At 71.7% G+C, this 18972-nt stretch carries 20 protein-coding genes; 15 read left to right on the top strand and 5 right to left on the bottom strand.

The features are described from left to right. Positions 1–34: 34 nt before the first annotated feature. Positions 35–625 carry a hypothetical protein gene (locus tag BJ971_RS20360; RefSeq protein WP_184994840.1) on the top strand — a complete coding sequence of 197 codons (591 nt, stop codon included), beginning with the start codon at positions 35–37 and terminating at the stop codon, positions 623–625. Positions 626–748: 123 nt separating this feature from the next. Continuing rightward, on the top strand, positions 749–1927 hold the full coding sequence (locus BJ971_RS20355) for a PucR family transcriptional regulator (RefSeq protein ID WP_184994839.1): 1179 nt from the start codon (positions 749–751) through the stop codon (positions 1925–1927). A gap of 12 nt (positions 1928–1939) precedes the next feature. On the opposite strand, the gene BJ971_RS20350 is transcribed toward BJ971_RS20355, so the two are convergent. Further along, on the bottom strand, positions 1940–2308 hold the full coding sequence (locus tag BJ971_RS20350) for a TraR/DksA family transcriptional regulator (RefSeq protein ID WP_184994838.1): 369 nt from the start codon (positions 2306–2308) through the stop codon (positions 1940–1942). Positions 2309–2546: 238 nt separating this feature from the next. Here BJ971_RS20350 and BJ971_RS20345 point away from each other — a divergent pair, with 238 nt between their 5' ends. From BJ971_RS20345 to BJ971_RS20335, 3 genes are read left to right on the top strand one after another with little or no spacing between them, the layout of a single operon-like run. Beyond that, a complete protein-coding gene (locus BJ971_RS20345; RefSeq protein ID WP_184994837.1) occupies positions 2547–2873 on the top strand; it encodes a PadR family transcriptional regulator in 327 nt (108 codons plus the stop codon). Further along, complete coding sequence (locus BJ971_RS20340) at positions 2870–3226, top strand: DUF1048 domain-containing protein (RefSeq protein ID WP_184994836.1); 357 nt, start codon at positions 2870–2872, stop codon at positions 3224–3226. Before BJ971_RS20345 ends, BJ971_RS20340 begins: the two co-directional genes overlap by 4 nt. Position 3227: 1 nt before the next feature. Next, positions 3228–3545 (top strand): DUF1048 domain-containing protein, encoded by a 318-nt coding sequence (locus BJ971_RS20335; RefSeq protein ID WP_184994835.1) that lies wholly within the window; start codon positions 3228–3230, stop codon positions 3543–3545. An 11-nt stretch (positions 3546–3556) separates the two neighbouring features. Here the strand turns inward: BJ971_RS20335 and BJ971_RS20330 are convergent, their stop codons facing one another. Next, positions 3557–4651: a glycosyltransferase gene (locus BJ971_RS20330; RefSeq protein WP_184994834.1), complete on the bottom strand. Its 1095-nt coding sequence runs from the start codon at positions 4649–4651 to the stop codon at positions 3557–3559. Positions 4652–4818: 167 nt separating this feature from the next. On the opposite strand from BJ971_RS20330, the gene BJ971_RS20325 reads away from it, so the two are divergent. Beyond that, the gene (locus BJ971_RS20325; protein ID WP_184994833.1) at positions 4819–6447 is read left to right on the top strand and encodes a methyl-accepting chemotaxis protein; all 1629 of its coding nucleotides are present in this window, start codon (positions 4819–4821) and stop codon (positions 6445–6447) included. On the opposite strand, the gene BJ971_RS20320 is transcribed toward BJ971_RS20325, so the two are convergent. From BJ971_RS20320 to BJ971_RS20310, 3 genes are all read right to left on the bottom strand, one after another. Further along, positions 6430–7518 carry a PQQ-dependent sugar dehydrogenase gene (locus BJ971_RS20320; protein ID WP_184994832.1) on the bottom strand — a complete coding sequence of 363 codons (1089 nt, stop codon included), beginning with the start codon at positions 7516–7518 and terminating at the stop codon, positions 6430–6432. The genes BJ971_RS20325 and BJ971_RS20320 overlap by 18 nt on opposite strands. Positions 7519–7714: 196 nt before the next feature. Next, the gene (locus tag BJ971_RS20315; RefSeq protein WP_184994831.1) at positions 7715–8896 is read right to left on the bottom strand and encodes an AI-2E family transporter; all 1182 of its coding nucleotides are present in this window, start codon (positions 8894–8896) and stop codon (positions 7715–7717) included. A 114-nt stretch (positions 8897–9010) separates the two neighbouring features. Next, positions 9011–9190, bottom strand: a complete 180-nt coding sequence (locus BJ971_RS20310) for an antitoxin (RefSeq protein WP_184994830.1) — start codon at positions 9188–9190, stop codon at positions 9011–9013. Between the two features lie 186 nt (positions 9191–9376). On the opposite strand from BJ971_RS20310, the gene BJ971_RS20305 reads away from it, so the two are divergent. The 9 genes from BJ971_RS20305 (at position 9377) to BJ971_RS20265 (ending at position 18945) form a co-directional block, all read left to right on the top strand. Continuing rightward, the gene (locus BJ971_RS20305; RefSeq protein WP_307837373.1) at positions 9377–9568 is read left to right on the top strand and encodes a hypothetical protein; all 192 of its coding nucleotides are present in this window, start codon (positions 9377–9379) and stop codon (positions 9566–9568) included. A gap of 108 nt (positions 9569–9676) precedes the next feature. After that, the gene (locus tag BJ971_RS20300) at positions 9677–9877 is read left to right on the top strand and encodes a hypothetical protein (protein ID WP_184994828.1); all 201 of its coding nucleotides are present in this window, start codon (positions 9677–9679) and stop codon (positions 9875–9877) included. 306 nt (positions 9878–10183) lie between these two features. Continuing rightward, the gene (locus BJ971_RS20295; RefSeq protein WP_184994827.1) at positions 10184–10654 is read left to right on the top strand and encodes a hypothetical protein; all 471 of its coding nucleotides are present in this window, start codon (positions 10184–10186) and stop codon (positions 10652–10654) included. A 142-nt stretch (positions 10655–10796) separates the two neighbouring features. Beyond that, a complete protein-coding gene (locus BJ971_RS20290; RefSeq protein ID WP_184994826.1) occupies positions 10797–11951 on the top strand; it encodes a uroporphyrinogen-III synthase in 1155 nt (384 codons plus the stop codon). Continuing rightward, positions 11948–12595 carry a sirohydrochlorin chelatase gene (locus BJ971_RS20285; protein WP_184994825.1) on the top strand — a complete coding sequence of 216 codons (648 nt, stop codon included), beginning with the start codon at positions 11948–11950 and terminating at the stop codon, positions 12593–12595. The genes BJ971_RS20290 and BJ971_RS20285 overlap by 4 nt, the downstream gene beginning before the upstream one ends. A 68-nt stretch (positions 12596–12663) precedes the next feature. Then, the gene (locus tag BJ971_RS20280) at positions 12664–14760 is read left to right on the top strand and encodes a molybdopterin oxidoreductase family protein (protein WP_184994824.1); all 2097 of its coding nucleotides are present in this window, start codon (positions 12664–12666) and stop codon (positions 14758–14760) included. 50 nt (positions 14761–14810) lie between these two features. Further along, positions 14811–17291, top strand: a complete 2481-nt coding sequence (nirB, locus tag BJ971_RS20275; RefSeq protein ID WP_184994823.1) for a nitrite reductase large subunit NirB — start codon at positions 14811–14813, stop codon at positions 17289–17291. After that, positions 17288–17611 (top strand): Rieske (2Fe-2S) protein, encoded by a 324-nt coding sequence (locus BJ971_RS20270; RefSeq protein ID WP_184994822.1) that lies wholly within the window; start codon positions 17288–17290, stop codon positions 17609–17611. Before nirB ends, BJ971_RS20270 begins: the two co-directional genes overlap by 4 nt. Beyond that, positions 17608–18945, top strand: coding sequence for a nitrate/nitrite transporter (locus BJ971_RS20265; RefSeq protein ID WP_184994821.1), 1338 nt, complete (start codon positions 17608–17610; stop codon positions 18943–18945). Before BJ971_RS20270 ends, BJ971_RS20265 begins: the two co-directional genes overlap by 4 nt. Positions 18946–18972: the final 27 nt, after the last annotated feature.

Below are 18972 nucleotides of genomic sequence, written 5' to 3'. Positions count from 1 at the left end.
CCACCAGCGACCATGAACCGGACGGAGACGGACTGTGACATTCCACAAGGTCGGTGCCTGCGGCGCCCTGCTGTCGGCGACCCTGGCCCTGCCGGGCTGCGCCCTGCTGGATGACCCGGTGAAAGAGCCCGTCGCCGCCGGCGCCGCCAAGGACGCCGCCGCCAAGGACGCTCCCGCGATGAAGCTGGACGACGTCGACGCCTGCAAGCTCCTGACGGCCGCCGAGCTGAAGGAGACCTTCGGCGGTGCCGCCGACAAGCCGGCCGGTGGCTCGACCACGATCGACAACCCGGTCCGCATGACGAACTCGAACTGCATCTTCGGTGCCAAGGACGACGCGGTGCCGTTCAAGGTGTACGTGATTGTGCAGCAGTACGAGACCAAGCAGAGCGGGGACAACATCGGCAGCACGGGCTCCAAGCCGGTGAGCGGGGTCGGCGAGGCCGCGGTCTCCGTGGAGGCCGACAACCTCGGCACGGTCGGCCCGCCGACGACCCAGGTCCGGTTCGTCATCGACAACAAGCTTGTCAACGTGTCGCGGCTCTACGACAAGGCCCCGGCCGACCCGGCCGGCGACGTCGCCGTCGTCGTCGAGCTCGCCAAGAAGGTCGCCTCCCGGCTCTGAGGCGCCGGTTTGCCTGGCTACGGCCACAACGGCCGGGCAAGGTGGGTCTAAACTGCCGTTTGTCGGCAATGAGAGGCGAGCGCGGTGAGCGACGGCGGACGGCGGAGCGGCAAGCGGCGGCCCGTGACACCGGAACCGGACGACGCCTGGCTGACCGGGGTCGCGCAAGGGGCGAGCGACGACGCCGGCGGGGTCCCGGTGGAGCTGCTCGGCGACTACCTGCGCCTGCTGGCCGACGCCGCGACGTACGGGCGACAGGCCGAGCGCCGCGAGCTCGACGCGGTGGCCCTGCTCGGCCGCCGCGCCGCCGAGCAGGGCGTGTCCGCCGGCCGGGTGGTGCGGCTCTACCTGTCCGCGGCGCGGCGGCTGTGGAACGACCTGCCGATGGCGGTGCGCAACCGTGACCGGGCGGCGGTGCGCGCGGCCGCGGCGGCGATGCTCCAGGTCGTCGACGACGCGGTGGCGAATCTCGCCGAGGGCTACGCGATCGCCCGCCGTGACCTGGTGCGCCGGGAGGAGTCGCTGCGCCGGGAGCTGATCGACGACCTGCTGCGCGGCGACTCCGATCTGGGCACGCTCGTGGAGCGGGCCGAACCGTTCGGGCTCGACCTCGCCCGGGTCCATCAGGTGGTGCTGGCCGCGCCGAGCCGGCGCCTGCCGGACGCCGACGCGGCGATCAGCGCCCTTGAGGCGGTCGTCTTCGACCGGCTCGGCGACCGCGACGTGCTCGTCGCCACCAAGGACGGCCTGCTGGTCGTGCTGGCCCCGGCCGATGCCGGTGCGGCGGCCGGCGAACTCGGCCGGCTCACGCACCGCGAGCTGAGCCGGCTGCCCCGCGGACAGCCGTGGCGGGTCGCCGTCGGGCGGCCCTACCCCGGCCTGTACGGCATCGCCCGCTCCTACGAGGAGGCCCGGGAGGCGCTCACCATGGCGGGCAGGCTGGACTCCGACACCCCGGTCGTCAACGCGCAGGACGTGCTCATCTACCGCGTGCTGCTGCGCGACCAGCCGGCCATCGTCGACCTGGTGCAGGCCGCGCTCGGCCCGCTCGCCCGGGCCCGTGGGGGAGCGGGGCCGCTGCTCGACACGTTGCACGCCTACTTCGAGACCGGCGCGGTCGCGACCGAGTCGGCGAAGCGCCTGCACGTGTCGGTGCGCACGGTCACCTACCGCCTCGACCGGGTCAGGAAGCTGACCGGATACGACCCGGCCGACCCCGCGCACCGGTTCACGTTGCAGGCGGCGGTGCTCGGCGCCAAGGTGCTCAACTGGCCGCAGGAACCACTGCCGGCTCCGGCCTGACCCGGCGATGCCTCAGGACGCCCGGCGCTCCGTCGTGGCGAATGCGGTGCGGCTCTCGCAGGGCGCGCACCGAGCGGCGTGCGGCGTGGCACGCAGCCTGCCGAGCGGTATCGCCTTGTCGCAGTCCTCGCAGCGGCCGTAGGTGCCCTCGGACATCCGCCTGAGCGCCTGCGCCGTCTCGGCGAGCCGCTGCCGGACGGACACGGTGTGCAGGGCCAGGGTGCGCACGTCACGGCCGGGGCCCGACGGCAGTACGGCGTGCACCGTCATCCGCGTCAGCCGGCCGGTGTCCACGGCGTAACGCTCCTCGAGGATGCCGCGGAGCAGCTCCATCGGCACCGTCGACGCGTGCCTCGTCCTGTCGCTGACCTTGCACTGCATGTCAACACCTCCTCGAACTGCCCGGGCCGGGAGAAGCAACCGGCCTGCCTCAAGCATCGGCGTCCTGTCGCCCGGCGACCATGTCCCGTGACGGTGACAAACCGCGTCGTTCGTTGCCGACCGTCGGCAACCCCCCCCCCGAATCGGCGCCGGTACTCGGTGCTACCGCATAGCGGTACTCGGTGGTACGTTGTACCGGTACTCGGTGGTACGAGGTACCAGGGCGAGGGGAGCCGCGATGGAGGATCTGACGGAGATGCTGAAAGGCACGCTCGAAGGCTGCGTGCTCGAGATCATCGGCGGCGAGGAGACCTACGGCTACGCCATCACGCGCCGGCTGAACGAGCTCGGCTTCGCCGACGTCATCGAGGGCACGGTCTACACCATCCTGCTGCGGCTGGAGCGCAACGCCCTCGTCCAGGTGACGAAGCGGCCGTCCGAGGTCGGCCCGCCGCGCAAGTTCTACGCGCTCAACGACGCCGGGCGCGCGGAACTCGCGACGTTCTGGGCGAAGTGGCAGTACGTCTCGTCACGCATCGACAGGCTCAGGGAGGGTGGGAAGTGAGCTTCTGGGAGACCATCACCGGCAGCGACCTCACCAGGCAATGGAAGGCCTTCGACGCCCGGGCGCGGGCACTGCCGGCCGGCTACCGGGCCGCCTGGGAGCAGATCAAGGGCAACCTCATCCCGTACGGGGACTTCACGGGCCGCAACCTGACCCCGATCCTCGACGCGGCCCTGGGGCTGCTCGAAGAGGCTTCGGCGGACGGGCAGGGCATCCAGGAGGTGCTCGGCGACGACATACCCGGCTTCTGCGCGGCGCTGGCCGGCGGGGCGGGCGCCCGGACCTATCGCGACCGGTGGCGCGCGCAGCTCAACGACAACGTGGCACGCAGGCTCGGCCGGCTGGGAGGCTGACGTGGGCATCCAGGACATCATCGAGGGCAAACGGCAGTGGCGGGCGCACGTGGCCCGGGTCAAGGCGCTGCCGCCGGACTACCGGATCGTCTACCAGGAGATGCAGCGGTACCTGTTCAAGGTCGGGCCGGTCGACCTGATCGACGGGGACCTGCTGCCCGGGATCGTCGACTTCTTCGCCGGCGGCGCCGCGTCCGGCAAGGGGGTTCTCGAACTCATCGGCAGCGACGTCGCGGCCTTCTGCGACGACCTGATCAAGGACTCACGCACCTACGCCGAGGTCTACCAGGCGTCCATCGGGGAGCCCGGGAAACCGTGACCGCCTGACCGTCAGCCGCCGGCGAGCTTCTCCAGCGCGGTGACCACTGTGGACGGCTCGGGCATCGCGGCGATCTCCGCCGCGACCTGGCGGGCCGCGGCGCGCAGCGTGTCGTCGGTCAGCAGGCGGATCAGGTCGGCGGCGGTGATGGCCTTCGCCGCGACGGCCAGGCCGGCGCCGCGCCGGGCCAGCAGGTCCGCGTTGTACCTGCGGTCGCCCGCGCCGGGAGTGGTCAGCTGCGGCACGCCCGCGGCCAGGCCGCCCAGCACGCTGCCCGCGCCGGAGTGGTGGATGAACGCCGCGGCGTGCGGAAGGGCCCTGTCGAGCGGCACCCGGTCGACGGTGCGCACGTTCGGCGGGAGGCCGCGGGTGCTCGCCGGGCGTACCAGCACGAACTCGGCGTCGACCCGCTCGGCGGCGGCGATGACCGCGGGGCCGGGGTCGCCGTCGTTCGGGCCCTTGAGGGTGCTGCGGCTGACCAGGACGCGGGGGCGGTCGCCGGGGGTGAGCAGCCAGTCCGGGATCGGGCCGCCGCCGGAGTAGGGGACCGGGCGCATCGCGATCGCGTGCGCCGCGGGGGAGTCCCGCAGGCTCGGCGGGGTGACGGTGATGGTCAGCCCGGGCGCGGGTATGTCCTGCCCGGCCAGGGCCGTGCTGGTCGTCACGGCCTCGAAGAGGTCGGTGGCGGGCCAGAGGGTGTTCTCCTGGAGGACCGACGGGATGGACAGGCGGCCGGCCACGATCGCGCCGGCCTCGCAGAGCGGCTCGAAGACGATCAGGTCGGGCCGCTCCCGCTCGGCCAGCGCCAGCAGGGGGCCGACCAGGGCCAGGTTGGCGCGGCCGAAGAGTTCGCCGACCATGGCCTGGCCGGCGACGCCGCGCATCTCGGCGGCGGCGATGCGCGGGTGCCGCAGGGCCACCCGGATCGCGGTGCGCGGCAGGCTGAAGCCGGCGCCGATGTCGGCGTTGCGCAGGCCGAGCACGTCGGGCGGGAAGCCGCCGCTGGCCATGATCACGTCGTGTCCGGCGTCGCGGCAGGCCGCCGCGAGCGGGACCAGCGGCAGCAGATGCCCCTGTAGCGGGGCGGCGGCGAACATGATGCGCATGATCGGCGTTCTATCACGGACCGGCCGGGTCGCCGCCGACGACCCGGCGGTGTAATCGCCCTAACACTTTCTGTAGCGAAAGTCTCATCCGGGGAACAGTGCCGCCGATCTTTGGCGCCGCGAGGCCGGACCGGCCCCGCTGTGCGACTGCCAGAGGGGCGACACCCATGCGACACCGGCTCGACGACTCCACGGACTCCACCGCGCCGCGGCGCCCCAGGCTGGGCGACCTCCCGCTGGCCGTCAAGTTCTTCGTCGTCCTGGCGCTGCTCGCCGCGACCGCGCTCGGCGTCGGCTGGAGCGGCCTGGTCGCCCAGCAGCGGGCCAACGCGGTCGCCCGCGCCACCTACCAGCACGCCCTGCTGCCCTCGAGCGCGCTGGAGTCGCTGCGGGCCTCGGCGCTGCGCAGCTTCCTGGGCCTGACCACGCTGCCGTCGGCGAAGGGCGCGGACGCGGTCGCCACCAAGATCCAGCAGATCCGGGCCGAGGACGCGTTGCAGGACAAGGCGCTCGCCACGTACGCGGAGCTGGGCGCCCTGGGCGGCGACCCGCGCGTCGCCCAGGTCAAGAAGTCGCTCACCGACTTCCGCGCCGAGCGCGACGGCACGCTGCTGCCGGCCGCGCAGGCCGGGCAGGCGCAGGTGTACCTCGCCCGGTTCGGGGAACTGTGGCCGGCGCTGACCCAGTCCGGCGCGGTCATCACCGCGCTGATCAACGACGAGACCGCGCTGGCCGCGGAGAACGCCAAGGCAGCGGAGGCCTCCTACCAGGCGAACCGGCTGTTCGTCATCGGCCTGCTCGCGGTCGGCCTCCTGATCGCCTTCGGTGCGGCGTGGGTGGTGATCCGCCGGAGTGTCCGTTCGATCAAGCAGGTGGAGGCCGTACTGAGCCGGGTCAGCGCGGGCGACCTCACCCAGCAGGTCGAGGTCACCTCCCGCGACGAGATCGGCCGGATGGGGCTGGCCCTCAACCACGCCACCGACAGCATGCGTACGACGATCCGCGAGCTCGACGGCGCGGCGGGCGACCTCGCGTCCTCCGCCCGGCACCTGACCGAGGTGTCCGCGACCATCGCCGGCGGCGTCGACCAGGTCGGCAACGAGGCCGAGGCCGTGGCGCAGGCCGCGGGCAACGTCTCGCAGAACGTCTCCGCCCTCGCCGCGGCGAGCGAGCAGATGGGCGCCTCCATCCGGGAGATCTCGCTGAACGCCGGGCAGGCGGCGGGCGTCGCCGCACAGGCGGTCGCGGTCGCCGAGTCGACCACCGCCGTGGTCGCCCAGCTCGGTGAGTCCTCGTCGCAGATCAGCGACGTGGTCAAGGCCATCACCGCGATCGCCGAGCAGACCAATCTGCTGGCCCTCAACGCCACCATCGAGGCCGCCCGCGCCGGCGAGTCGGGCAAGGGCTTCGCCGTGGTGGCCACGGAGGTCAAGGAGCTGGCGCAGGAGACCGCCCGCTCCACCGAGGACATCGCCGGCCGGGTCGAGGCGATCCAGCGCGACACCGGCAAGGCCGTCGAGGCCATCGCCGGCATCACCGCCATCATCGGCCAGATCAGCGACTACCAGACGACCATCGCCTCGGCGGTCGAGGAGCAGACGGCCACGAGCCAGGAGATCAACCGCAGCGTCACCGAGGCCGCGGACGCCTCCGCCGGCATCGCCACCAACGTCGCGACCGTCGCCGGCGCCAGCCAGGTCGCCGGCGGGGGTGTCATCCAGACCCACGCCGCGGCCGAGCAGGTCGCTCAGATGTCCGGCGACCTCAAGGTGCTGGTGTCACGCTTCACCATCTGAGGAGGCCCGGGCCGGGAAGCGGATCACCCGGTCGTCGGCGGCGACCGGGGAGCCGCGGCCGTCACGGTTGCTGGTGGTGATCCAGAGCGACCCGTCGGGCGCCCGTTCCGCGGTGCGCAGCCGCCCGTACCGGCCCCGCAGCAGCGGGACCGGGGTGCCGGCCCCGCCGGCGCCGTCGAGCGGGACCGACCACATTCGCTGGCCGCGCAGCGCGGCGACGTACAGGGTGGTGCCGTCGATCGTCGCGCCGCTGGGTGACGCCTCCGCCGTGGTCCACACGACGATCGGGTCGCGGAACCGGGCGTCGGCGGCGCGGCCCTCGACGGTGGGCCACCCGTAGTTGCCGCCGGCCACGATGTGGTTGACCTCGTCCCAGGTGTTCTGGCCGAACTCCGAGGCGTACATCCGGCCCTGTGCGTCCCAGGCCAGGCCCTGCACGTTGCGGTGGCCCAGGCTGTATACCAGCGAGCCGGGGAACGGGTTGCCGGACGCGGGGACGCCGCCGTCCGGTCGCATCCGCAGGATCTTGCCGTTGCGGCTCTGCGGGTTCTGGGAGTTGGCCGTGTTGCCGGCGTCGCCGACGCCCGCGTAGAGCATGCCGTCCGGGCCGAACGCGATGCGCCCGCCGTCGTGGATGCTCGCCTTGGCCAGCCCGCTGAGGATCACCGCCTGGTTCTGCGGCGCGTCGAGGCGGAACCGGGCGATCCGGTTGTCCGTGGCGGCCGTGAAGTAGACGTAGACGTACCGGTCCTGCGCGAACGTCGGTGACACCGCCAGGCCGAGCAGGCCCGCCTCGCCGGCCGGCGCGACGCCGTTGACGGTGGCGACGGTGGCCGGGGCGGCGCCCGGGCGCAGCTGAAGGACGCGGGCGCTGTTGCGTTCCGCGACCAGCGCGCTGCCGTCGGGCAGGAATCCGAGACCCCACGGCACGGTCAGCCCCGTCGCCACCACCTGCGGGTTGTCGAGATCGGGCTCGAGCGCGGCGGCCGGCGTAGCGCTCGCGACGGCACCCGCGCCGATGCCGAGGGTCAGGGTGATCAGCACGCCCGGGAAGGCGATCCTTCTTCGCATCGCGGAACCTCCGGCTTCTACATTGACAACAGTCAATGTACAGGATGCGGCGGAGGTCGCCACCGGGAAGCCTTTCCTCGATTGCGGCGAGACGGCCGGGAAAGCGCTGCGGGCGCTCGCCGAAATGGCGGCGATACGGCGCAAGATATGTGAGTCGGTTGCGGGTATCGACATCTCCCGGTTCGGGAGACGAAGCTCAGTCGTTGCGGGTGTTGGTGGAGCGGGACAGCTCCGGTTCGGCGGCGCTCGTTGTCAAGGCGGAGTGGGTGTCGGCCGCCCCTGCGGCGGCGGCGCGCTCGGCCTGGCGGTCCTCGCCGGCCGTGGGTTCGGCCGTGAGGCGTCCGCGGTGGGTGTCCCAGATGTCACGGGCGAGGATCTGCAGGATGCCGGCGACCGGGATCGCCAGCAGCGCGCCGAGGAGCCCGGCTAGTTCCACCCCGATGAGGATCGCGACGAGGACGGTGAGCGGGTTCAGCTTCACCGTACGGGCGAAGATCAGGGGTTGGAGCAGGTGATTCTCCAGTTGCTGGTAGAGCACGAAGAAGACCAGGACCACGATCCCGGCCGTTGTCGATTCGAAGAGCGCGGCGGCGGTGGCGACGACCGCGCCGAGCGTGGCGCCGACCAGCGGGATGAGGTCGGCAAGCCCGACGAACAGCGCGATCAGGCCCGCGAACGGAACACCCATCACCGTGAGCACCACGAAGGTCAGCGTCCCGCAGATGGCGCTGATCAGGAGATTGCCGGTGATGTAGCCGGTGATCGTCCTGGCGCAGTCCCGGCCGACGCGACGGAGGTGCTCGGCACGCCGCGGGGGAAACAGGCCGAGGAACCCGTCGACGATCTTCGGCGCTTCCAGGACCATCAGGTACGACAGCACGAAGATGGTCACGATGCCGGCGACGCCGGTGGCCATCGCGCGCAGGAACGACAGCGTCGGTGCGCCCAGGCCGGACGCGTACTCACGGATCCGGTCGGAGTTGTTCTGCGCGTATTCGAGGAGGTGGAATCGCTCGATCAGCCGTCCGGCCGGTCCACGACCGTTCTGAAGATCCTCGACGAACGTCGGGAAGTTCGCGACCACCTGGCCCGCCTCGTGCGCCAGCGGCAGGACGAACAGCGTGACCAGGCCTCCCAGCACCGCGACCGTCGCCAGGTAGACGAGCAGTGTCGCCAGCCAGCGTTTGCAGAACCTCACCTTGCGGGTCATCCAGGTCACGGCCGGGTGCAGCGCCACCGCGAAGAAGGCCGCTATGGCGATCCAGGTCAATACCCTGCGGGTCTCGTACCCCAGGAACACGACCGTGAGCGTGGCGAGCAGCAGGCCGAGGACGACCAGCGTGTGACGCGCGACCCTACCGTTGCCTGATTCCCCCATGACGGTGAGTTACCCCCTGCGTGAACAGGAAAACGTCCTGCACGCGCGGCACCCATGGTGGGCCGCACCGGTGCCGACAACCCCGTTCGTGTTCCGGCACCGGATGCGCCGGTGCTACTGAACGGTGTCGCCGGATCCCGTCCGCCGCTGCGCCTCGTCCACGCCCTTGTCGACGTGTTGGGCGAACTTGCCGCCGGTCCGTGTGTCGATCTGATCGCCGACCTTTTCCAGACCTTGGTCGACCTTGTCGTCGTGCTTGTTGGCCAGGTCCTTTACCTTGTCGAGGAGACCCATGGTCAGCCCCTTTCGTTGGTTATGACTGTGCTGCCCGCGATGTGCCGGGCCAAACCTGGGCCGTGGTGCGAGCGGTCGGCGAGGCCGCTCCCTCGAGTCACCGAGATTCACACCTGCCACGTACGTCCGGCCCGGCCACGCTTGGCGGCGCGGGCCGCGGGGCATTGCGGGACCATGATTCTCACTTTGATCCGACGTTTCGTCCTGATGGCGGTCGCCGTGCCTGCCGCGGTGGCCGGCGCCCGCAAGCTCAGCGACGTGGTCGAGGCTCGGCGCGGTCCGAGCAGGGGCACCCGCCTGCTCCGCCAGGGGGCGGACGCCGTGCAACGACGCTTCGGCCGGCAGCCGAAGCGTCGCCGGTTCGGCCGCGGTCGGTGACGGCGTGCTCCCGCTCTTTCGGAATCCGCGCGCGTACGGAGCGGGAATGCCCAGCTCAGACCTTTCTTGGCGGTGTTTGGGCGTGCCCGGTACGGGAACGTCCGTGACATGCGTACTTCCGGGCGTGAACCTGCCACGGGCGCCGGCCTCGAGCCGCTCGGCGACCCCGACGAGCAGACCGGCGACTTCGCCGAGGAGCACGAACAGTTCGTCGTCGAAAAGGCTGACGGCGAGAGCGACGGGAACGAGGGGGAGCGGGAGAGCCCCGGCCGTTACGGCGGTGGCCTCGATCGCGAGGGGCCGCCGTAGGTCATCCGTGATCTGAGCGGCCTTGTGGGCCGGGGTCTGGGGCAGCGTCCGTCATCGGGCGTTGCCTCCTTTTTTTGAGCCGCGTCCGAAGCCTTCCTTAATTGCGGCCCGGTTCTTGTCGAATGCGATCCGACCGCGGTTGAAATCGGTTCTCCGAGGCGCGGCCGACATCGCGCAGGTCCGCCGATATATGTGAATCTGTTACGAATATCGATATCTCTCGGTTTGGGAGATGGCGTGCGTGAATTCCGCAATACTGGCGAAGGCCATTAAGGCCGCATCCCCGATTCAGGAGGAAGATCGCCCATGAGCTTTTCTCGTTACCGCAGCTCGCTGGCGCGCGCCGCGGGCGCCGTCGCGCTGACCGCGGCCGCCCTCGCCGGTGGAATCCAGGGCGTCGCCCAGGCCGCGCCCGACGCGACGGTGCGGGCGCCCGGCGACCGTAAGGTCTACGCGATCTTCAAGAACCACACCATGCGGCAGCTCAACCTGGTGCCCGGCCAGACCAAGGTCACCGAGGGCTGGTGGATGACCAAGCCGAAGACCATCAGGTCGCTCAAGGTCGTCAGGTTCGGCTCGACGTCGAGCACGGAGCAGGGCGGCACCGCGGCCACCATCGTCCTCTCGACGACCTCCGGCCAGGTGCGGCTCGCCTGGAAGAACCCGTGGATGGACGACACCGAGGTCAACTGCTGGGCGCCGTCGGATCTGCGCTGCACGGTCGACTACGACCTGGGTGCCCGCCCCGTCGTGACGTTCGACCTCTACGAGGACTGAGCCGTCCGGCGCCCCGTTCCGGTACGGGCCGGGGCGCCGCCGGGCGATCTCACCGGATCTTGATCGCCGATGTGATGCGCGGTTTTCATGACCGAAACATTTCCAACGCGTGCAGGTAATGGCTGGTGGGCACGCTGACCGCATGGCCGACCTGACCGGGCCGGTGACGCCTGCGAGCGCTCCCGCCCCTGATGCCCCCGCAGCGCCGCTCGCCGGTTACACCGTCGCGGTCACCGCCGAACGGCGCCGCGACGAGCTCGCGGCCCTGTTCCAGCGGCGCGGCGCCAAGGTGGTGATCGCGCCCGCGATCACGATCGTTCCGCTCGGCGACGACCAGGCGCTGCACGCCGCGACCGAGGCCTGCGTCGGCCTCGCGCCCGACATCGTGGTCGCCACCACCGGTATCGGCTTCCGGGGCTGGCTCGAGGCCGCCGAGGGCTGGGGGATGGGCGACACCCTGCGGGCCGCGCTCAGCCGGGCCCGGCTCATCGCCCGCGGCGCCAAGCCCTGCGGTGCGATCCGGGCCGCCGATCTGAGCGAGGACTGGTCGGCGCCGAGCGAGTCGTGCGAGGAGATCCTCGAGCGGCTGCTGGCGCAGGGCATCGCCGGGCGGCGCATCGCGGTGCAGCTGCACGGCGGGCCGCAGGCGGAGTTCGTAGCCGGCCTGCGGGCGGCCGGCGCCGCCGTCGTGGAGGTGCCGGTGTACCGCTGGACGCTGCCGCCGGACGTCGCGCCCGTACGGCGGCTCGTCGGTCAGCTCGCCGCCGGCCAGGTCGACGCCGTCACGTTCACCAGCGCACCGGCGGTGCAGGCGCTGCTGGAGATCGCCGGGGACGACGCCGCCGACGTGCTCGACCGGTTCCGCACCGGCACGATGGCCGCCTGCGTCGGCCCGGTCACCGCCGCCTCGCTCGTCGAACGGGACATCCCGGTGGTGACGCCGCACCGCTCCCGGCTGGGCGCCCTGGTCAAGGTCGTCACCGACGAGCTGCCGCGGCGGGCCGCGCGGCTCACGGTCGCCGGCACGCTCCTGGAGATCCGCGGCCACGCCGTGCTCATCGACGGCCGGCTACAGACCCTCGCGCCGGCCGCGATGGCGATACTCGGCGTGCTCGCGGCCCGGCCGGGCGCGGTCGTGCCCAAGGACCGCCTCGCCGGCTCCCTGCCGCGGGGCAACGACGGGCACGCCGTCGACGTCGCGATCGCCCGGCTGCGCACCGCGCTCGGCTCCGCCGGCCACATCGAGACGGTCATCAAACGCGGCTACCGCCTCCGCGTCGACGAGGTGGCGACATGAGCCTCCCCGTGCTGTTGGCGGTGGCGCACGGTACCCGGTCCGCGGCCGGACAGGCGCAGATCCGTGACCTGGTCGACCGTGTCGCCTGCCGGCGCCCGGACGTGGACGTCCGGCTCGCCTTCGCCGACGTGCAGCACCCCCGCGTCGGCGAGGCGATCCAGGGCCCGGACACCGTGGTCGTGCCGCTGCTGCTGTCGTCCGGCTACCACGTACGCGTGGACATCGCCGAGGCCGTCGCCGGCGCCGGCGCGGTCGCCACCGCCCCGCTCGGCCCGGATCCCGTGCTGGTCGAGAGCCTGCGGCGGCACCTCGGTGACGCCGGCACGGTGGTACTGGCCGCGGCGGGCTCCTCGGATCCGGGCTGGCGTGCCGACATCGCCGACGTCGCCGCCCGGCTGAACGCGCACGTGGCGTACGCTTCCGGCGCCGAGCTGCGGGTGCCCGACGTGGTCGCCGACCTCCGTGCGCGCGGCGCGCGGCGGATAACCGTCGCGGCGTACCTGCTGGCCGAGGGCCTGTTCTACCGTTCGCTGCACCGGGCCGGCGCCGACGCCGTGACGCCGCCGCTCTGCGCCGACCCAGCGGTAGTCGATCTTGTGCTCGCCCGTTACCAGCACCTCACATTGGCGCCGAGCCGCTTGTAGGGATTTCCGAACGCCGCGGCAATCGCGACGGTCCGGTGCGGTAACGGTGAACGACGAACATCATCCACGTGACCGTGACCGATACGCATTGCCCGTACTGCGCGTTGCAGTGCGGCATCGCGCTGACGCCCGAGATCCCGCGGGTCCGGCTCGAACCCACCGAGTTCCCCGTCAACCGGGGCGGCCTGTGCGCCAAGGGCTGGACCGCGGCCGAGCTGCTCGACCACACCGACCGGCTGCTCACCCCGCTGGTCCGCAAGGAACCGGGCGACCGCACCAGCCCGCTGCGCGAGGCGACCTGGGACGAGGCGTACGAGCGCATCGTCACGGCGATCCGGCGCAGCCAGGCGCAGTACGGCCCGGACAGCGTCGGCGCGTTCGGCGGCGGCGGGCTCACCAACGAGAAGGCGTACACGCTCGGCAAGTTCGTCCGGGTGGGGCTGGGCTCCGCGTCGATCGACTACAACGGCCGGTTCTGCATGTCGTCGGCCGCCACCGCCGGGAACCGCGCGCTCGGCATCGACCGCGGCCTGCCGTTCCCCCTCGAGGACGTGGCCGGCGCGCGGACCGTGCTGCTGGTCGGCGCCAACCCGGCCGACGCGATGCCGCCGTCCATGCAGTACCTCGACGCCGGCCGGGCCGAGGGCGCCCGGCACATCGTCGTCGACCCGCGGCGCACGGCGACGGCGGCGGGCGCGTACCGGCATCTGCAACCCCTGCCCGGCACGGACCTGGCGCTGGCCAACGGCCTGTTGCACATCGCGATCCGGGAGGGGCTGCTCGACGAGGAGTACATCCGGGACCGGACCACCGGCTTCGACGCCGTCCGCGCGGCGGTCGCCTCCTACTGGCCCGAGCGGGTCGAGCGGATGACCGGCGTCAGCGAGGCGGACCTGCGCGAGACCGTCCGGCTGCTCGCCACCGAACGCCCGTCGATGATCCTCACCGCGCGCGGCGCCGAGCAGCACAGCAACGGCACCGACACGGCGCAGGCCTACCTGAACCTCGCGCTCGCCCTCGGCCTGGTCGGGCGGCCGAACTCGGGCTACGGCACCATCACCGGCCAGGGCAACGGGCAGGGCGGGCGCGAGCACGGGCAGAAGGCCGACCAGCTGCCCGGCTACCGGCGCCTGGACGACCCCGCCGCCCGGGCGCACGTCGCCGCGGTCTGGGGCGTCGACCCCGGCGAGCTGCCGCAGCCCGGCGTCTCCGCGTACGAGATGCTCGACCGCCTCGGCACCGAGGGCGGTGTCCGGGTCCTGCTGGTGCTGGCCAGCAACATGGCCGTCTCCGCGCCGCACGCCGGGCACGTCATCGACCGGCTGCGCGCCCTCGACCTGCTCGTCGTCTCCGACATCTTTCTCTCCGAGACCGCCGCGCTCGCCGACGTCGTCCTGCCGACCGCCCAGTGGGCCGAGGAGGAGGGCACGATGACCAACCTCGAGGGCCGGGTCATCCGCCGCAAGATGGCGCTTCCGCCGCCGCCGGACGTCCGCACCGACCTGCAGTTCCTGACCGGGCTCGCCGAGCGGCTCGGGCGCGGGAAGTTCTTCAGCGACGACCCGCGGACCGTCTTCGACGAGCTGCGCCGGGCCAGCGCCGGCGGGATCGCCGACTACGCCGGCATCACCTACGAGCGCATCGAGGCCGAGCAGGGCGTCTTCTGGCCGTGCCCGGCCGAGGACCACCCCGGCACGCCGCGGCTGTTCGCCGACACGTTCCCGACCCCGGACGGCCGGGCCAGGTTCATCCGGGTCGAGCACCGCGATCCGCACGAGATGCCGGACCACGAATTCCCGTACGTGCTGACGACCGGCCGCAACATGCAGCAGTACCAGAGCGGCAACCAGACACGCCGGGTCGGCGCGCTCACCGTCTCCCTGCCCGAGCCGCGCGTCGAACTGCACCCCGACCTGGGCCGGCGGCTCGGCGTCGCCGACAGCGACATGGTCGAGCTGCGCACCCGCCGCGGAAAGGCGCTGTTCCGGGCCCGGTTCAACCCGGGCATCCGGGCCGACACGGTCTTCGCGCCGTTCCACTGGGGCGGCGATCAGGCCGTCAACCTGCTCACCGACCCGGCGCTCGACCGGCACTCCAAGATGCCCGCCTTCAAGGCGTGCGCGGTCGCCATCTGCCCAGCCCCCCATCGAGAAGGGACCACCTAGGTGCATTCCACACCCCGACACCCGCGCGACCCGAGGCTGGTGGAGCTCTGATGGAACGACTCGTGGTCATCGGCAACGGCATGGCGGGCGCCCGCACGGTCGAGGAGATCCTCGCCCGTGGCGGCGCGGACCGCTTCGAGATCACCATGTTCGGCGACGAGCCGTACGGCAACTACAACCGGATCATGCTCTCCAACCTGCTCGCCGGGGTGGAGGACGAGGCCGGGATCTTCCTGAACGACCTGAGCTGGTACGCGGACAACGACATCACGCTGCACACCGGCACCCGGATCGAGAAGATCGACCGCCGGCACAAGGTGGTCATCGCGACCGACGGGACGCGTACCCCGTACGACAAGCTGATCATCGCCACCGGCAGCAGCTCGTGGACCCCGCCGATCAAGGGCATCCACAACCCGAAGCGCGGCTTCCACCAGGGCGTCTTCGCCTTCCGCACGCTCGACGACACCCGCGGCATGATCCGGTACGCCCGGGACCACGAGCGGGCGGTCGTGATCGGCGGCGGCCTGCTCGGCCTGGAGGCGGCGCGCGGCCTGCAGAACCACGTCAGCCACGTGACCCTGCTGCACGCCATGGGCCACCTGATGAACATGCAGCTCGACGAGCGGGCCGGCGCGATGCTCAAGGCCAGCGTCGAGGGCAAGCTCGGCGTCGACGTCATCGTGGACGCGATGACCACCGAGATCCTCGGCAAGGACCGGGTCACCGGGGTCAAGCTGGCCGACGGCACCGTCATCGACTGCGACGTGGTCGTGGTCGCCGCCGGCATCCGGCCGAACACCCAGGTCGCCGCCGACAGCGGCCTGACCGTCGAGCGCGGCATCGTCGTCGACGACCAGATGCGCGCGGACGGCGAGGACGACATCTACGTCGTCGGCGAGTGCGCACAGCACCGCGGCGAGCTGTACGGCCTGGTCGCACCGCTGTGGGACCAGGCGAAGGTGCTCGCCGACCACGTCACCGGGCGTAACGCCGCGGCCGCGTACACCGGCTCGAAGCTGTCCACCAAGCTCAAGGTCGCCGGCATCGACGTCGCCGCGATGGGCCTCAAGGAGCCGGAGGGCCCCGACGACGAGGTGATCGTCTACAGCGAGCCGAGGAAGGGCATCTACAAGCAGGTCATCATCCGCGACGGGCTGCTGGTCGGCGCCACCCTGGTCGGCGACAACCGCAAGGCGGCCGCGCTGATCCAGGCCTTCGACCGGGGCATGGCGCTGCCCGACGAGCGGGCCGAGCTGATGTTCGACCTCGGCGGCCCGGCCGGCGAGGTCAAGCCCGAGGACATGCCGGACGACGCGCAGGTGTGCAATTGCAACGGCGTCAGCAAGGGCGCGATCTGCGGCGTGGTCAACGCCGGCTGCAAGACGGTCAACGGGGTGATGGACAAGACCCGGGCCGGCAAGGGCTGCGGCACCTGCAAGCCCCTGGTGCAGCGGATCGTCGAATGGGCGGCCGGCGGCGAGGTCGAGGAGGACCCCGCGGCGAGCTGGTACGTGCCCGGCGTACCGATGCCCAAGCAGGAGCTGATGACCGCCATCCGCGCGCACGGCCTGCGCTCGGTCTCGTCGGTCTTCGCCAAGCTGGTGCCCGGCGGCGCCGAGGACGCCAAGAGCAAGATGGGTCTCGCCTCGCTGCTCAAGATGATGTGGGGCGAGGAGTACGTCGACGAGCGCGACTCGCGGTTCATCAACGACCGGGTGCACGCCAACATCCAGCGCGACGGCACGTTCTCCGTGGTGCCGCAGATGAAGGGCGGCGTCACCACCCCGGCGCAGCTGCGGCGGATCGCCGAGGTGGCCGAGAAGTACGCCGTACCGATGGTGAAGCTGACCGGCGGGCAGCGCATCGACCTGCTCGGCATCCCGAAGGAGACGCTGCCGAAGATCTGGGCCGACCTGGACATGCCGTCCGGGTACGCGTACGCGAAGAGCTTCCGGACCGTGAAGACCTGCGTCGGCTCGGACTACTGCCGCTTCGGCGTCGGCGACTCCACCGCGCTCGGCATCGCCCTGGAGGAGCGCTTCCAGGGCATCGAGGGCCCCGGCAAGATGAAGCTCGCCGTCACCGGCTGCCCGCGCAACTGCGCCGAGGCGTACGTGAAGGACCTGGGCGTCGTCGCCATCGACGGCGGCCGCTGGGAGATCTACGTCGGCGGCGCGGCCGGCGCGCACATCCGCAAGGGCGACCTGCTCGCCACGGTGGACACCCCGGACGAGGTCGTCACGCTCACCGGCCGCTTCCTCCAGTACTACCGCGAGAACGCCAACTGGCTGGAGCGCACCTACTCGTTCGTGCCGCGGATCGGCATCGACCGGGTCAGGGCGATCGTCGTCGACGACAGCGACGGCATCGCCGCCGACCTGGACGCCGCCATGGAGGCGTCCGTCGGCGCCTACCGCGACCCCTGGCGTGAGCGGGCCGAGCCGGTCACTCCCGGCCAGTTCCGCACCTCGCTGCCGCTTGTCGTGCTGCCGCAGGTACCGGTCCGGGTCTCCGAGGTCGTCGCGTGACGCGCCTCGGGCACCTCGACGAGATTCCCCTTGGCGAGGGCCGCACCTACGCCGTCGACGGCGAGATGGTCGCCGTGTTCCGGCTGCGGGACGGCTCGCTGCGCGCCCTCCAGGCGGTCTGCCCGCACCGCGGCGGGCCACTCGCGGACGGGCAGATCGACCTGAAGGTCGTCGTCTGCCCGCTGCACCTGAACGCCTTCGACCTCAACACCGGCTGCTCGCTGAGCGGCCTGCCCGACCTGACCGTCTACGACGTCGACGTCGACGACGACAACCACCTCGTAGTCACCACCCGTGCTTCCTCGGAGGTTTCCTCATGAGCACCACCACCCTGGAACGCCCCGCCGCCCGCACCGTGCGAGGGCATTGGATCGACGACTGGCGGCCGGAGGATCCCGCGTTCTGGGAGGCCGGCGGCGCCCGGATCGCCCGGCGCAACCTGATCTTCTCGATCTTCTCCGAGCACATCGGCTTCTCCGTCTGGACGATGTGGTCCGTGCTCGTGCTCTTCCTCGGCCCCGCGTACGGCATCGACCCGGCCGGCAAGTTCATGCTCACCGCCGTGCCCGCGCTGGTCGGCGGTGCGCTGCGGATCCCGTACACGTTCGCGGTGGCCCGCTTCGGCGGCCGCAACTGGACCATCATCAGCGCGTCGCTGCTGCTGATCCCGGCGGTCCTGGCCGCGTTCCTGATCGAGCCGGGCGTCTCGTACACCACGCTGATCCTGCTCGCGGCCGTCGCGGGCGTCGGCGGCGGCAACTTCGCCTCCTCGATGGCGAACATCAACGCGTTCTACCCGGACCGGCTCAAGGGCTGGGCGCTGGGCATCAACGCCGGCGGCGGCAACCTCGGCGTCGCGGCCGTGCAACTGGTCGGCCTCTTCGTCCTGGCGTTCTTCGGCGCCGGGCACCCGGGCCTGGTGGCGGGCATCTACATCCCGTTCATCGTGATCGCGGCGGTCGGCTCGGCCATGTACATGGACAACCTGACGCAGGCCCGCAACGAGAAGCGGGGTATGCGCGACGCCGTCCGGGAACCGCACACCTGGATCATGTCGTTCCTCTACATCGGCACCTTCGGCTCGTTCATCGGCTTCGGCTTCGCCTTCGGCCAGGTGCTCCAGGTCCAGTTCGCGACGGACTTCAGCACCCCGGTGAAGGCTGCGTACCTGACGTTCCTCGGCCCGCTGCTCGGCTCGCTGATCCGCCCGGTCGGCGGCGCGCTGGCGGACAGGCTCGGCGGCGCCCGGGTGACGTTCTGGAACTTCGTGGCGATGGCGGCCGGCGCGAGCATCGTCCTGCTGGCCTCGCAGCTGCGCTCGCTGCCGCTGTACCTGGTCGGCTTCATCTCCCTGTTCGTCCTCAGCGGCATCGGCAACGGCTCGACGTACAAGATGATCCCGCGCATCTTCGCGCTGAAGAACCCGGGCGAGGAGCACGAGGCCCGCCGGCTCTCCGGCGCGGTGATCGGCATCGCCGGCGCCGTCGGCGCCTTCGGCGGCGTCCTGGTCAACCTGGCCTTCCGCCAGTCGTTCCTGACCTACAAGACGGCCGACGCGGCCTACCTCGCCTTCATCGGGTTCTACGCGCTGTGCGTGCTGGTCACCTGGGCGGTCTACCTGCGCTCGTCGTCACGCCGGCTCGCCGGCGTCTGAACCCCCGCGCGGCGACCCGGCCCGGAC

The organism is Amorphoplanes digitatis (genome assembly GCF_014205335.1).
Lineage (GTDB): Bacteria > Actinomycetota > Actinomycetes > Mycobacteriales > Micromonosporaceae > Actinoplanes > Actinoplanes digitatus.
Note: the sequence above shows the minus strand (reverse complement) of the source record. Positions and strands in the feature narration are given on the sequence as shown.